The 13,762-nt window shown below is 44.8% G+C and carries 15 protein-coding genes and 2 pseudogenes; 10 read left to right on the forward strand and 7 right to left on the reverse strand.

All coding sequences use genetic code 11. The annotated features are described in order from the left end of the window. Positions 1-191 precede the first annotated feature (191 nt). The 3 genes from Q8W40_RS15205 to Q8W40_RS15215 form a co-directional block, all read right to left on the reverse strand. Complete coding sequence (locus Q8W40_RS15205) at positions 192-887, reverse strand: VC0807 family protein (protein ID WP_101109991.1); 696 nt, start codon at positions 885-887, stop codon at positions 192-194. 178 nt (positions 888-1,065) lie between these two features. After that, positions 1,066-1,377: a hypothetical protein gene (locus Q8W40_RS15210; RefSeq protein ID WP_305398377.1), complete on the reverse strand. Its 312-nt coding sequence runs from the start codon at positions 1,375-1,377 to the stop codon at positions 1,066-1,068. A gap of 10 nt (positions 1,378-1,387) precedes the next feature. Next, positions 1,388-1,870, reverse strand: coding sequence for a hypothetical protein (locus Q8W40_RS15215; protein ID WP_305398379.1), 483 nt, complete (start codon positions 1,868-1,870; stop codon positions 1,388-1,390). Positions 1,871-2,106: 236 nt separating this feature from the next. Between Q8W40_RS15215 and Q8W40_RS15220 the strand changes: the two genes are divergently transcribed. After that, entirely contained in the window at positions 2,107-2,460 is a 354-nt protein-coding gene (locus Q8W40_RS15220; protein ID WP_101109990.1) for a hypothetical protein, read from the forward strand. An 8-nt stretch (positions 2,461-2,468) separates the two neighbouring features. Here the strand turns inward: Q8W40_RS15220 and Q8W40_RS15225 are convergent, their stop codons facing one another. Together Q8W40_RS15225 and aceB are read right to left on the reverse strand one after the other, a co-directional pair. Continuing rightward, positions 2,469-3,200 carry a GntR family transcriptional regulator gene (locus Q8W40_RS15225; protein ID WP_305398382.1) on the reverse strand — a complete coding sequence of 244 codons (732 nt, stop codon included), beginning with the start codon at positions 3,198-3,200 and terminating at the stop codon, positions 2,469-2,471. Positions 3,201-3,390: 190 nt separating this feature from the next. Continuing rightward, positions 3,391-5,004: a malate synthase A gene (aceB, locus tag Q8W40_RS15230; RefSeq protein ID WP_370693394.1), complete on the reverse strand. Its 1,614-nt coding sequence runs from the start codon at positions 5,002-5,004 to the stop codon at positions 3,391-3,393. Between the two features lie 187 nt (positions 5,005-5,191). Between aceB and Q8W40_RS15235 the strand changes: the two genes are divergently transcribed. After that, positions 5,192-5,803, forward strand: coding sequence for a TetR/AcrR family transcriptional regulator (locus Q8W40_RS15235; protein WP_305398386.1), 612 nt, complete (start codon positions 5,192-5,194; stop codon positions 5,801-5,803). A 25-nt stretch (positions 5,804-5,828) separates the two neighbouring features. On the opposite strand, the gene uraH is transcribed toward Q8W40_RS15235, so the two are convergent. Next, entirely contained in the window at positions 5,829-6,182 is a 354-nt protein-coding gene (gene uraH, locus Q8W40_RS15240) for a hydroxyisourate hydrolase (RefSeq protein ID WP_305398388.1), read from the reverse strand. A gap of 266 nt (positions 6,183-6,448) precedes the next feature. Between uraH and puuE the strand changes: the two genes are divergently transcribed. The 7 genes and pseudogenes from puuE to Q8W40_RS15270 all read left to right on the forward strand — a co-directional run bounded on the left by puuE (position 6,449) and on the right by Q8W40_RS15270 (position 11,374). Next, the gene (gene puuE, locus Q8W40_RS15245) at positions 6,449-7,372 is read left to right on the forward strand and encodes an allantoinase PuuE (RefSeq protein ID WP_305398390.1); all 924 of its coding nucleotides are present in this window, start codon (positions 6,449-6,451) and stop codon (positions 7,370-7,372) included. A gap of 11 nt (positions 7,373-7,383) precedes the next feature. Then, on the forward strand, positions 7,384-7,899 hold the full coding sequence (gene uraD / locus Q8W40_RS15250; RefSeq protein ID WP_305398393.1) for a 2-oxo-4-hydroxy-4-carboxy-5-ureidoimidazoline decarboxylase: 516 nt from the start codon (positions 7,384-7,386) through the stop codon (positions 7,897-7,899). 25 nt (positions 7,900-7,924) lie between these two features. Then, complete coding sequence (gene alc, locus Q8W40_RS15255; protein ID WP_305398395.1) at positions 7,925-8,974, forward strand: allantoicase; 1,050 nt, start codon at positions 7,925-7,927, stop codon at positions 8,972-8,974. Between the two features lies 1 nt (position 8,975). Further along, complete coding sequence (locus tag Q8W40_RS15260; protein ID WP_305398397.1) at positions 8,976-9,515, forward strand: ureidoglycolate lyase; 540 nt, start codon at positions 8,976-8,978, stop codon at positions 9,513-9,515. Positions 9,516-9,554: 39 nt separating this feature from the next. Beyond that, positions 9,555-10,467: pseudogene (locus tag Q8W40_RS15265) on the forward strand (urate hydroxylase PuuD); the annotation flags it as partial. An 89-nt stretch (positions 10,468-10,556) separates the two neighbouring features. Continuing rightward, positions 10,557-10,793 (forward strand): annotated as a pseudogene (locus Q8W40_RS28115) (urate hydroxylase PuuD); the annotation flags it as partial. A 128-nt stretch (positions 10,794-10,921) separates the two neighbouring features. Next, positions 10,922-11,374 carry a dCMP deaminase family protein gene (locus Q8W40_RS15270; protein ID WP_101109980.1) on the forward strand — a complete coding sequence of 151 codons (453 nt, stop codon included), beginning with the start codon at positions 10,922-10,924 and terminating at the stop codon, positions 11,372-11,374. 343 nt (positions 11,375-11,717) lie between these two features. On the opposite strand, the gene Q8W40_RS15275 is transcribed toward Q8W40_RS15270, so the two are convergent. Further along, a complete protein-coding gene (locus tag Q8W40_RS15275; RefSeq protein ID WP_305398400.1) occupies positions 11,718-12,305 on the reverse strand; it encodes a TetR/AcrR family transcriptional regulator in 588 nt (195 codons plus the stop codon). A 148-nt stretch (positions 12,306-12,453) separates the two neighbouring features. On the opposite strand from Q8W40_RS15275, the gene Q8W40_RS15280 reads away from it, so the two are divergent. Further along, the gene (locus tag Q8W40_RS15280; RefSeq protein ID WP_305398401.1) at positions 12,454-13,497 is read left to right on the forward strand and encodes an alkene reductase; all 1,044 of its coding nucleotides are present in this window, start codon (positions 12,454-12,456) and stop codon (positions 13,495-13,497) included. Positions 13,498-13,762 lie beyond the last annotated feature (265 nt).

A 13,762-nucleotide genomic window follows, 5' to 3' on the forward strand; every position in this document is an offset into this window, starting at 1 on the left:
GCCGTATGCAGTGAAAGTTGCACGTACGGTTCTTAGAGGGGCGGCACTTGGTAACAAGTGTCGTCTACTCGACAAAACCAATTTAGCTTCCTGTATTCCACGAAACCAAAAAAATCGCCATCAACAACGTTGAGGGCGATTTCAATTTATCTCATTTAACTAACCGAATTTAACCGTTTAGATTTCCAACATCACTTCGCGTGAAAAATCTGCTCGGTTTCCAAATCGGTCATTGCACGGATTTGGCGCCATACATAGTAGAAAATACCAAACATCATCAGCATGCTTGGCACTGCAATGGCAGGGTAGCTGTATAGAGTGAGCTTACCCAACTCTTCATTAAATTCCGCGGTGCCAGCTGGGCTTGTCACAATCCAAGTCGCTAGGAAATAGTTCATGGCGGAAGAAAAGGCAAAGGTGCTGGCGAACAGGTAATTCGACGATACCAAGCAGCGCTCGAATGCTTCTGACTTGCCTTTCTCTTTTAAACGCTCATGAATCAAAGAAAGGTTAAACAAGCTGTCGTTTAGAATCATCTTCTGCATGAATGGGTAACGCGTAAAGGTGGAGCCCAAAACGCCTAAGCCAATCAAGCCCGGAATCAAGGCTTCTTTAAACGCTAACCAGCGCGTATCGAGCTCTAATAAGCCAATACCGCCCGTCAACAAAATACTGACAAAGCCAAGTGCCGATATGAAGTTGAACTTCTTGTTGCGGATAAGATCCATACCACCGTAAACGATGGGGAACATTAACGCGACGACAAGCGCCATGGCTGTTCCTAGGTGCTCATCGCCACTAAACTTCATCAAAATGAAGGAAGGAATGATAACGTTAAAGAGGATCTCGAATAGGGGGTTCGACTTTTTCGGTGCCGTGTTACTCATAATCTCTTACTGACTCTACTGTATCGGGTACTATTAACTTCGAAGGGCAGTGTTCTACGCTTGGCATCAGATGTAAAGGGTTAAATCACGAGTTCTGTAACGACTTATGAAGTTTGTTGGCAAATTAATGCTATAACAGGATGTTTTTCGCACAATTATGTAATGGCTCATATATTGATTAAGGTACTGGTATGTACTTGAATGTTTCGAGTCCCAGACGAAGAGCATTTTTCTTTGCCGCATCTTTATTTTTAAATGGAAATACATCTGAGTTTTTCAGAACTTGAAGTGATTCTTCAATTGATTCAACCATCCATTCTTTATCTACGCATGGAGGAGAGCCTCCAATTGTTCTGTAAGTAAGTTGACCAAACTCGTCAATTTCATGGAATGTTTTGTAGTCTACATATTTGAGTTCGATTTCGACTACAGTGCCATCAGCTCTGTAAAATCGTGGGAATTTGTGCGTTGTTGCTAATAGATACCTCATGATGCTCCTCTTAGATAAACTTTGTTTCCGATGTTAACCACATTGCTGAAGCGGTTACCATGGTCATAATGGGTAAAATGATGCTTATGATGACAAAATAGATGTTGTAGTCACCTAGGTGCTTTTCCAGTGGAGTTGGTAAGAAGATGGATAAAACGTAGGCTATCAGGCAACCAACTAGTGTGGTTGATGAAATGAGACCAAGTTGTTCGAAGCCAACCATTAAGTTCACACTTGAAATTATGGCTATGAACAATCCAACAATGAGCCATGCTGCGAGCGCTGCAGTAATCGATATCCAATGTCTAGCAAATAGTTGACGCTTCAAAATACACGTGTAGAAGAGGTAGAGCTGGCTTATTAGTAATAAGGGTATGGCTAATGCCGAAAATTCCCATCCAAATCCACCAAGGAAACCTTGAGCAATGTAAAGAAATGGCGACAACCAAACCCCTGTAATTAAACTAGCTAACCATTTAGAAGGTGATGCCATTACAAAGCCTCAAGTAGGAAAGAATGTGAATTGTATGCTCTGCCAAGGATTTGATCTAAGGTAAGCGGCGGTTGGCTATGATTTATACGATGCACCTCTTACATCAACAGACCCCAAATCACACTTAGTAACATCAAACCCAACATATCTTAACTTCAATAGTCTGCCCTTGAATCCTATTCTGTTATCATCGGCTCGGTCTTAATTCAGTTAGAAGTATCAAAAGGAACAACAGAATGGATCTGAAAGGTCTTGAAAAATATCTGGCGCTAAACCATATCGACTTTAAACCTCTAGACAAAGAGAGTGTGCTGATCAATCTGGGCTTCTTAGTTGGAAGAGTGCAAGTGAAGTACGTACCCGAGACCCAGCAGTTTGATTTTAATGATAAGCCTCGTTGGGTTATTCAGGTTCTGTTGATGGCGATGATGTTGTATTTTTTGGCGACAAACTTTCATGTGTATTCGCCACTTCAACTGAACATGTGTGTGGGTGTCACCGTCGTGATGTTAGGCATTTTTGGCTACAAAGAAACACGTATTAAACGGTTGAAGCAGGAAATACAAAAAGAAACGCAAGCCACCCAGTAAGGATTGGGTTATTTCTTCTTAATCACGTCTGAAAAAACCACATGCAAATCGTTCGATTTTACTTGCCCGTCTAAGTTCAGCTTCGAGCGAATGTGGTGAAGGTGTTCTTTCATTAACTTCAGTGCTTGTTTTTGGTTTTGGCTTTCTATGGCATCCAACAGGCACATGTGTTCGTCTTGAGAGCAATTAGAATGGTTATTGCTCTCGAATTGAGCAATCAGCAGTGACGACTGCGAAACCAAGCTTCGTTGAAACGCCAGCATGGGGGAGTTGTCTGCCATTTCCGCCAGCTTGATGTGAAACTCGCCAGAAAGGCGTAAACCTCGACCGTAATCCCCATTTTTAAACGCTTCGTTTTCTTGCTCAACCAGCGCTCGGCATTCTTCAATTTGCGCTTTGGTTGCATTGTCTACCGCTAATTCAGTAATGGCGATTTCCAATACTTCTCGCGCTTTTATGATTTGCTTGGCTTCTTCTTTACTTGGCGCGGCTACCATAGCACCACGGTTAGGGCGAATGTCCACGACTTGTTCTATCGATAATCGATGAAGTGCTCGGCGTATGATGGTGCGGCTGACGCCAAAAATGTCGGCTAGCGCTTCTTCGCTTAATTTGGTGGAAGGGGGCAATCGTTGCTCTAGGATGGCATCAAAAATATGACCGTATACCACGTCGTCCTGAGTCAGGCCGGGTACTTTGGTTTTAATTGGATCGGAATTGCTGTTTTTCAAACTCGCCATGATGTCCTATCGGAGTGTAACAACTCTTTGTATTTTTTATTGTATACCCAAATTGGCTTAGGGTGTTATACCCAAGTCATCCCAGAACCCTGTATCTGGAGGTCACTTGGGTATAGGTGAACAGTGTATTCGGATAGGGCAACGAGCAAGACGGTGCTGTGAGTGTCACAGCACTGTTGCATGGCATAGGTTACAGCAAATGGTAGCTCGGTAAGGTTAAGAATGTAGCAAACTGCTTGTCAGTCGAGAGCCCATAAAAGAGCTCTGCGGTTTCTGGAAAGCGGCGTTGCTGGTATGTGTCGCTGCCAATTTCACTTTCGATAGTCGCAAGTTCTTGCCGTAGCCAATATTTGAAAATGGCGGCGGTAAATGCACTGCCATCATCAAGCGTAATACCATGATGAATCCACTGCCAAATACTGGCACGGGAGATTTCTGCTGTCGCGGCATCTTCCATTAAACCGTAAATGGGTACGCAGCCTTCACCACGGATCCACGCTTCCATGTAGTACAGCGCAATGCGAATGTTTTTACGCACCCCTTCTTCGTTTCTAGGACCTTCACAAGGTTCAAGTAGTGTCGCTTCGCTAATATGGCTAACGTCAGGCATAAAATCGAGCTGGTTCGTCGCCCCTTTTAAATGTTCGTTAAACACATTGAGGGCGATGTCCACTAAAGCGGGGTGGGCGACCCAAGTACCATCGTGCCCGTTTTGGGCTTCACGGGATTTATCTGCGATAACTTTGCTCGCTACTTGCTCCATTTCAGCTGGGTCTTTACTTGGGATAAATGCCGACATTCCTCCCATGGCTAGTGCACCGCGTTGGTGGCAAGTGTGTATAAGCTGCTTGCTGTAAGCTTCAAGAAACGGTTTATCCATGCCCACGCTGTGCCTGTCGGGTAAAATACGGTCTTGGTGATTTTTTAAGGTTTTAATGTAGCTGAAGATGTAATCCCATCTTCCGCAGTTCATTGCCACAATATGGTCACGCATGGCGTAGAGGATTTCATCCATTTGGAAAACCGCAGGCAATGTCTCCACAAGAATCGTTGCTTTAATGGTGCCCGTTGGCACCCCTAAATACTGTTCGGTTTCGCTGAATACATCATCCCACCACTGCGCTTCTTCCATGCTTTCAAGTTTAGGAATGTAATAGTAAACGCCTTCACCATTTGCGCGTCGCGATTCAAGGTTATGGAAACAGTACAAGGCAAAGTCCATTAAGCACCCACCAATGGGTTCACCATTGAGCTGAATGTTTCCCTCTGGTAAATGAATGCCTCGTGGTCTGGCGATAAGCAACGCGGGATCGCTATTTAATGTGTAATGTTTATTTTTACGAAGATCTTCAAACGCAATACTGCCATTGTTGGCGTCTCTCAAATTGATTTGCCCCTGAACCATGTTGTCCCAAGTGGGGGACGAAGCATCTTCAAAGCAGCACATGAATACCTTTGCCCCAGAATTCAGCGCGTTGATCACCATTTTTCGGTCAATAGGCCCCGTAATTTCAACACGTCTGTCTTGAAGGGAAGGGGGAATGGGTGCTACTCGCCAGCTTTTATCTTCCCTGATTTGGCGAGTATCGTCGCGATACCCTGGGAGTTGGCCTTCATCAAATAGGGTTTGTTTTTGAGCTCGCTCATCCAGCAGTTGCTTGCGTCGGGTTTCAAACTGAGTGGCAAGGTTTTCTAACAAGTCCAAAGCCTCTTTAGAAAATATCTCCTGATACCCTGATTTTGTTAAATCACCCGTGACGGTGAGCTTCGGTTGCGAATTCCTTTCCATGACAAACTCCCTAATGTTTTATTGATTGTATACAATAATGTATTTTTTATATGGCATTTTTAATTAGGAAGCAAAGCGTTTTTGCACAAAATTACCGCAACTTTGCGGTTACGCGACCGTGAATTGGGCAGTGATTCGCTTATTTGTGGCCAAATTGCTGTGGTACAATCAAGCACTTACTTTTTTTTTGCTTAGCTTTTTCATGTCTAGAATTCGTAAAAAAAATCACGATCTTATTATCTCGGTAGCGGGAGCTTGTTTTGCTCAAAAAGGGTATGAAGCCACTAAAATTATCGATATTGCGAAAGCGGCAGAGGTGCCAAAAGCGAACGTGTTTTACTATTTTAGTAATAAAGAAAAGCTGTACGACGCCGTACTGAATACCATCACCAAGCCTTTGTTGGAAGCGTCTAAGCCGTTAGAAGAGCTGGATGATCCAGTTGAAGCGCTCACGCAATACATTTATACCAAGCTCAGTATTTCACGGAATCACCCGAACGCTTCTAAAGTGTTTGCAAATGAAGTGATGAGTGGTGGAAGAATGTTGCCAAAAGAAGTCTCTGAGAAGTTATTGCAACAATCGCGAGATATAGTTGATAAGTTTTCTTCTTGGAGCGAAAACGGGCTAATGGATGACGTATCGCCTCAACACTTGATGTTCATGTTGTGGGCGTCCACCCAAACTTATGCCGATTTCAGTTGGCAGATCTGTACTGTGATGGACAAGCCTGAATTAGAGGAACAAGACTTCGAGCAGGCGGCTGCGTTTATCGCCCAAATGGTGATCAAAGGGTGTGGAATACGTTCATCGTAATCCTAAAAAACATTACCGAGAACATTTAACTACCGCGATACGTAGAGTAGCCAAAAGGCGACACCAATAGCGGTACGTGGTAGTGGCTGTCTTCGTCGTTTAACCCAAACCGAATGACCACATCATCTAAAAAAGGGGTATCACCAAGATCGATACCTTGATCTTGATAATACTGAGCGACTTGAAACACCAATTCGTATTTTCCGCTTTGAAAGGCTTCTCCATCTAACATGGGTAAGTCGGTTCTTCCATCACCATTGGTTTGGACAGATTTGATTAACTCAGACCCATTTCCAATTCTGCGGTATAGATCTATCTGAACATGTTTTGCTGGCGTCCCGTGTGTGGTGTCCAGAATATGCGTTGTTAATTTACCCATCTCCAATTTCCTTTTTGTACACAATGTAGCGCCTATTAAAGGCGAATTGGTGCCAATCTTCAGCGAAGATTTTGTCATTTCGTGAACTCACGCAGATTGAGAAAGCTCAAAATTGCAGATAAATCCATCTAACCTCTTCAAATATAGCTGCTATTCTCAAAATAAGTGTTGAAGAAATGTACTCTTTACTTTTTTATCAGTGAATTGTATACAATTATATAGCGATGATATAGAAATCGAGAAAAGTGGTAGGAGGCGAATCGCCAGTGAATGATGATACTTACCCAAGGGATTTGATTGGCTATGGTGCGTGCCCTCCCGATCCGAAATGGCCCAACGGGGCGAAACTGGCTTTGTCCTTTGTCCTCAATTATGAAGAAGGGGGCGAACGTTGTGTGCTGCATGGGGATGGTGAATCGGAAGCGTTTCTTTCAGAAATCCCTGCTGCGCAACCCATCGAAGGGCAACGCCACATCAGTATGGAATCCATTTACGAATACGGAAGTCGTGCTGGGGTTTGGCGTGTATTAAGGTTGTTTGAGCAGCACCAGATCCCACTCACGGTATTTGCGGTTGCGATGGCGCTGGAGCGGCACCCCGATATTGCAAGAGCGTTTGTAGATGCAGGGCATGAAGTGTGCAGCCATGGCTATCGTTGGATCGATTATCAAAATATGGCACCTGAGTTAGAACAAGCAGATATGCTCAAAGCCATATCGATCATTAAAAACTTAACAGGCGAAAGACCACAGGGGTGGTATACGGGGCGAACAAGCCCAAATACGCGAAGGTTGGTGGCAGAAGAAGGTGGGTTCTTATACGACTCCGATGCCTACGACGACGATTTGCCTTACTGGCATACCGAAGGGGAAAAGCCACAATTGGTGATTCCGTACACGTTAGATGTCAACGACATGCGGTTTGCTACCCCACAAGGATTCAATAGCGGTGAGCAGTTCTTCCAATATTTGAAGGACACGTTCGATACCTTGTATGAGGAAGGGGAAACCGCCCCCAAAATGATGTCGGTGGGGCTGCATTGCCGCCTTATTGGCAAACCCGGACGCATTGCTTCGCTGAAGCGTTTTCTTGAGTACGTTCAGCAACACTCGGATGTTTGGCTTTGCCGGCGAGTCGATATCGCCAAGCATTGGCATCAACAGCATCCTTTTGTGGAATCGCATAAATAACAGGACGTTCCATGGCGCTTTTTAAAACCTGTAAACCTTCTTTGCTTTCAAAAGACGGTTTTATACATGCTTTTGCCGATATTTATGAACATAGCCCTTGGGTGGCAGAGGAAACCTATATGCAGGGCATTACCTCTGCAGATGATCACGTAGAAAGCTTACATAAGAAAATGGCAGCGGTTCTATTAAGGGCTGATAAAGCCTTTCAGCTAACACTAATTTTGGCTCACCCAGATTTGGCAGGCAAAGCGGCAATCAATGGTGAACTGACGCAAGCCTCTACATCAGAACAAGCTGGGGCAGGTATCGACCAATGTACTGCCGAAGAATTTGAAATGTTTAACGACTTCAATCAACGATACAAAGAGAAATTTGAATTTCCTTTCATCATGGCGGTTAAAGGAGCAAACCGCTTTCAGATTTTAGATGCGTTTGAGCATCGACTAGACAACGCTGTGGAGACTGAGTTTTCAACAGCATTGAATGAAATCAACAAAATAGCGCTATTCAGATTATTAGAGATGTAACGCTCACTAAAGGAGGGATAGGGATATGCCCTTAAATACCAGTAATTTTGTCAACTTAGCGGATGAGAAGTTAGGGGCGAAAGCAATTTACGCCACCGATGATTTTTTCGCAGATAAGAGCCGGCTAATCCAGCGACAAGAGCCTGTTTGGAAAGAAGGGCTGTACGACGACAACGGAAAGTGGATGGATGGCTGGGAGAGCCGTCGAAAAAGAGAAGAAGGGCACGATTACTGCGTGATCCGGCTTGCAATGGCGGGCGAGATTTCAGCGGTAGACATTGATACGCGTTTCTTTACGGGAAATTATCCACCTTCTGCGTCCATTGAGGCATGCTATTGCCCGAGCGGCGATCCAGACGAGCACACCTATTGGGCTGAGATTCTGACTTCTGTTGGGCTACAAGGTGATCAGCAACATCTGTTTCCTATCGAAGCTGGCAGTAACTTTACCCACGTCCGTTTGAATATTTTCCCAGATGGTGGCATCGCACGTCTCAGAGTGTACGGTTTGCCTGCGGTGGACTGGAACCAGATAGACGTACTACAAAGCATTGATTTGGCTTCGGTTGCTTATGGAGCCAGAGCGCTATCTTGCAGCGATGAGCATTACGGTAATAAAAGCAATTTATTGGGTCCTGGTCGTGGCGAAAATATGGGAGACGGTTGGGAAACCGCCAGACGAAGAACGCCAGGCAATGATTGGGTGATTGTGGCGTTAGGTCATGCGGGAAATGTTGAAAAAATTGTCGTGGATACCGCGCACTTCAAAGGTAACTACCCCGATACGTGCTCTATTCAGGCGGCCTTTGTTAAAGGAGGAACTGACGAGCAAATCGAAACGCAAAGCCTTTTTTGGCGCGAGTTGTTACCTTCACAAAAACTCAGTGCAGATGCCATTCACGAGTTTGAGTCGCAGGTTAACCCAATTGGACCCGTCACGCATATTCGCCTCAATATTTTTCCGGATGGAGGGGTGAGCAGGTTGAGGGTGATTGGGACAAAAGTGGGAACATCATGCCAGCTTTCAACGGGGCAAAGCTCGGCTGGCTTGTCTCATGTAGTTGAAAGTGATTGATATGTTGAGCACAACAAAAGCAGCGAATGAACTCAAAATCGAGGTACTTTCAAAAGAAGCCTTTGCCCCTTTTGGTGATGTGATTGAAGCGGATAATCGAGATTTTTTCTTTATCAATAATGGCTCTACTAAGCGATTTCATCAGTTAGCAAAGGCAGACACAGAAACCTTGGGTGGAAATACCATTATCAGTATTTTTGAAGCCACCCCACTGGATTACCCTTTGCAGATCAGAATGCTAGAACGGCACCCTCTTGGATCGCAAGCGTTTATGCCTTTGCTTGGGCACCCGTTTTTAATCGTGGTCGCCCCTTTCGCTGAGAAACCCGATCCAACAGCCATCAGAGCTTTTATCAGTAATGGCAAACAAGGGGTGAACTATCATAAAGGTATATGGCATCACCCAGTCTTAGCACTGAATTCAGATGATCAATTTTTGGTGGTCGACCGAAGTGGGGAAGGGGATAACTGCGATGAGTACTTTTTCCCTGAATCCAACATTCGAACGTTATCGCTTTCTTCCGGAATATTACCGAAGTAACTCGCGACTAAATGACTACTGACCACAAAGGAGTGTGAGATGGACCCACATGTAACAGAGTGGCTGAACTTAGTGATTCGCTGGGTTCACATGATTGTAGGCATCGCATGGATTGGTGCTTCTTTCTATTTTGTTTGGCTTGAAAACAACCTCAACAGAATCAACCCCAAAACGGGGTTAGCTGGCGATTTATGGGCTATCCATGGCGGCGGGATTTATCATCTAGAAAAATACAAATTAGCGCCTCCGCAAATGCCGGAAAAGCTGCATTGGTTTAAATGGGAAGCGTATTTTACGTGGATAACGGGCGTACTTCTCCTCGCGATTGTGTACTACCTAAACGCCGAAATTTATTTGACAGCCCCCGGCTCTGGGCTCAGTTCCATGCAAGCCATTGGCATCGGTGTGGGCGCACTTGTGGCTGGTTGGTTTGTTTACGACGTTTTGTGTGATTCACCCTTGGGGCAAAAACCGTTGTTGCTCGGTATCATCATCTTCGTTTTGCTGGTGGCATCAGCTTACGGATTAACGCAGGTGTTCAGCGGACGCGGTGCCTACATTCATGTTGGGGCGATTATAGGCACCATCATGGTGGGCAACGTATTTCGAATCATCATGCCAGCGCAACGTAACTTAGTAAGCGCTATAGAGAAAGGTGAAACTCCCGATCCCAGCTTACCTGCAAAAGGGCTGCTTCGATCTCGTCACAATAACTACCTCACGCTGCCAGTGCTGTTCATCATGATCAGCAATCATTTTCCTAGTACGTATGGTTCTAGCTGGAATTGGCTGATTTTAGCAGGACTTGCGGCATTCAGTATTTTGGTTCGTCACTACTTCAACACTCGCCATGGAAGCCAAAAGTTTGCGTGGACTCTGCCTGCTGCGGCAGTTGGGATGATCACGTTAGCGTTTGTAACATCGCCAGTAAGCAAGCCAGTTTCTACGCAATCTGTTTCGATAGAGCAGCCCGCTACGGCAGAGCAATCGGCCGTTAATTCCGTGAAAGTAAAAGAGACAATGTTCACCAAGGTACATTCCGTGATTCGCGAGCGCTGTACGGTGTGTCACTCGGCTAACCCGACACACGTGGCGTTTCAAACGGCACCCGCAGGGGTGATATTGGATACGCCCACAGAGATCCAAAATAATGTTGACCGTATTGTGGCGCAAACTGTTACGACACAAGTGATGCCGATAGGCAACTTGACTCAAATGACGGATGAAGAACGTACCTTGATTGGCGATTGGGCTTCAAAGGGCGCTCAAATTCACTAGGGTTTACTGAGCTTTCGCGGTTAAATTTACCCCACATCAGCGATATAGCAAGGTTAGGCAGTAGCCAAGTGTTGGCAAGATGCTATATTACTTGAATATATTCATATTTATTGAAGTGAGGGAGTGGAATGATTTCTAAATGGGCGCAGCGTTTTTTCCAAATGGCGGAGCTGGTGGGGTCTTGGAGTAAAGATCCGTCAACGCAAGTCGGCGCTGTGATAACAAAGCATAACCGAATTGTTTCAGTTGGCTTTAATGGTTACCCACATGGTATTTCAGACAGTGCAGGAACAGATGAGCGCGACATGAAGTATTTGAAAACACTTCACGCCGAAGAAAACGCAATCCTATTTGCAAAACGAGATTTGGACAATTGTGAAATTTGGGTGACACATTTTCCTTGCCCTAACTGCGCCGCCAAGATCATTCAAACGGGCATTAAAGCCGTACATTGCCCGGAACAAACGGAAGATTTTCTTTCGCGTTGGGGCGACAAAATTCAAGTCAGCCAAGGTATGTTTGAAGAAGCCGGGGTCGAAGTGGATTGGTTACCGCTTAATGACCTGAATTTAAAAGACTAGGGTCTGTTGATCTTTCGAGATGATTTTTGCAGCAATTTGTGGGTTATTTATACAAGGCAGAGCTTATTCGGTGTAGTCGCTCTACATCAATAAGCGATAACGCAGTAGAAATAGGCCACAAATGCTGCCCGAAGGGTTCGCTTCTATGCACTTTACTCTTTGTTGCAAGGTATTTGCTTAGAATGACTAGGCTACACACCTTGCGCCGCGATTAAAATGCATAGAAGTCGAACAAAATTTAACCGCGAAAGTTCAACAGACCCTAAAAGATTCTTAACAGGCTAAAATATTCTCAACAGAAAAAAATGCGGCTCATGAAGCCGCATTTTTTGCATCGTGACTTTTACGATGACTCTTTCCGAACATAGTCAAACAGTTGGTCGGCTAAACGAGTCAAGGTACCTTTTGGTGGATTCGTGTGGGAAAAGGTACGAATGCCGTAAATGCCCATCACCAAAAACTCCGCTATTTCGTTGCAGTCTCTTTCATCAGCAATTTCACCCTGCTTTTGAGCCTGTTCGAGTTTCAACTTAATAGCGTATCGCCATTTGCCCATTAAACCTGAGATAACGTTTTCTACTTCTTCATCTTGCTGAGAAAGTTCGCTGAGCGATTTTTGTAGTAAGCAATCTTTGATTTCTTCGCGTTCACATTCATCAACGACCGAAGCCAAATATCCTTTCAACGCGTTTAGTGTCGAGCTTTGCCCTTCAAAGTGTGTTTCAAAAGATGTTTGGCTCTCTACACCGTATTGATCCAGTGCGGCCAGCAGCAATCCACGCTTGTTAGTAAATGCGCAATAAATAGACCCCGGATGCAGCCCCGTGGCACTTTTTAAGTCTTGCATACTGGTTTTGGCGTAGCCCTTAGAAATAAAGACTTCCATTGCCGATCGTAATACTTCCTCACGATCGAATTCTGCACTGCGCATCTTAGTTCTCATTAAAAACGTAATAGGCGCATTCTAATTGACTTTGAACAATCATTCAAAAAAATACTTGAACAATTGTTCAAGAAAGTACTTGAATGAATGTTCAAGAAAGGCTAACTTGAACGCGTATTCAAGAAAGGACAGAACAATGACCGAGAAATTATTCGAATCGTTTCAACTAAATAGCACGATTACCTTACAAAACCATATCTTGATGGCACCGCTAACTCGTTGTATGGCAGACGAAGAATTAGTTCCAACTGACGCCATGGTGGAATACTACGCAAGGCGTGCAAAGTCGGGTTTGATTATTTCAGAAGCAACGATTATTCGACCAGATGGTCAGGGCTACCCGAATACACCTGGAATTTACACGCCAGAGCAAATTCAGGGTTGGCGCAAAGTGACCGATGCGGTTCATGCTAAGGGTGGCAAAATTTTCGTTCAGCTTTGGCACACTGGCAGAGTCGCGCATCCGTATTTTTGGGGTGGTGAGCATGTTCTCGCCCCTTCAGCCAAAGCTGTAGAAGGCACAGTGCCTAGAATGCGCGAGCTTTCGTATGTTGTTCCTAAACCAGCCAGTAAAGATGAGATCAGCCAGCTTGTAGAGGATTTTGCTCAAGCCGCTTCCAATGCGATTGATGCTGGCTTTGATGGCGTGGAGATTCATGGCGCAAATGGCTATCTGATCGATCAATTCTTACACTATTCTAGCAACACGCGAGAAGATGAGTTTGGCGGTAACGCTGAAAACATGGCGCGTTTCCCACTGGCTGTGCTGGATGCAATTTCAGCCCGAATTGGTGAAGACAGAACGGCACTGCGCGTTTCTCCCGCGGCATATTTTAATATCGATAGTGATCCACGAGATCGCGCTGTGTTCGATTACTTCCTTGCAGAGCTAGACAAGCGTGATATTGCCTACCTGCATATTGGGATTTTTGACGACAGCACAGAGTTTGATTATTTGGACGGGACGCCAACGGCATATTTAAGAAAGCACTACGGCAAAACGTTGGTAGGAAATGGTAGCTACAGCGCGGAATCGGGCAGTGCTGCTATTAAAGCTGGGAAATTTGATCTAGTAGCGATTGGTCGCCCATTCATTGCTAACCCAGATTATGTGGAGCGTGTGGAAAGTGGGGAAACGTTGAAGGAGTATTCAGAAGAAATGCTGAGTACTCTTTATTAAACTTATCTATTAAAGTTATCTGTTAGAGCTGTCTAGTAGAGTCATTTTCTACTGATTCCAAGAGCCGTTTGCTTTGCCGCAAACGGTTCTTTTTTATCGCTCCTCTGAAGCATTATGAGAAAAAAAGCGATGAACATATTTTTGATGCTCTCAAGTCGTCCCATTTTTAGGATCTAGAATCCAAACCTCAGAATTTTCCGCAACTTGGGGATATATTGACTATCTTGAAAATGGTAGATAACCGTTAGTAAGTTAGGAAGTTAGT

The sequence above is a fragment of the Vibrio penaeicida genome (assembly GCF_030689305.1).
GTDB lineage: Bacteria > Pseudomonadota > Gammaproteobacteria > Enterobacterales > Vibrionaceae > Vibrio > Vibrio penaeicida_B.

Bases quoted from the DNA above. Each gene is read 5' to 3' on its own strand.
- Q8W40_RS15270 (WP_101109980.1), top strand. From the start codon at position 10,922: ATGATTTCTAAATGGGCGCAGCGTTTTTTCCAAATGGCGGAGCTGGTG.
- Q8W40_RS15275 (WP_305398400.1), bottom strand. From the start codon at position 12,305: ATGCGCAGTGCAGAATTCGATCGTGAGGAAGTATTACGATCGGCAATG.
- Q8W40_RS15220 (WP_101109990.1), top strand. From the start codon at position 2,107: ATGGATCTGAAAGGTCTTGAAAAATATCTGGCGCTAAACCATATCGAC.
- Q8W40_RS15225 (WP_305398382.1), bottom strand. From the start codon at position 3,200: ATGGCGAGTTTGAAAAACAGCAATTCCGATCCAATTAAAACCAAAGTA.
- Q8W40_RS15210 (WP_305398377.1), bottom strand. From the start codon at position 1,377: ATGAGGTATCTATTAGCAACAACGCACAAATTCCCACGATTTTACAGA.
- Q8W40_RS15280 (WP_305398401.1), top strand. From the start codon at position 12,454: ATGACCGAGAAATTATTCGAATCGTTTCAACTAAATAGCACGATTACC.
- uraH (WP_305398388.1), bottom strand. From the start codon at position 6,182: ATGGGTAAATTAACAACGCATATTCTGGACACCACACACGGGACGCCA.
- Q8W40_RS15260 (WP_305398397.1), top strand. From the start codon at position 8,976: ATGTTGAGCACAACAAAAGCAGCGAATGAACTCAAAATCGAGGTACTT.
- Q8W40_RS15205 (WP_101109991.1), bottom strand. From the start codon at position 887: ATGAGTAACACGGCACCGAAAAAGTCGAACCCCCTATTCGAGATCCTC.
- Q8W40_RS15215 (WP_305398379.1), bottom strand. From the start codon at position 1,870: ATGGCATCACCTTCTAAATGGTTAGCTAGTTTAATTACAGGGGTTTGG.
- uraD (WP_305398393.1), top strand. From the start codon at position 7,384: ATGGCGCTTTTTAAAACCTGTAAACCTTCTTTGCTTTCAAAAGACGGT.
- alc (WP_305398395.1), top strand. From the start codon at position 7,925: ATGCCCTTAAATACCAGTAATTTTGTCAACTTAGCGGATGAGAAGTTA.
- Q8W40_RS15235 (WP_305398386.1), top strand. From the start codon at position 5,192: ATGTCTAGAATTCGTAAAAAAAATCACGATCTTATTATCTCGGTAGCG.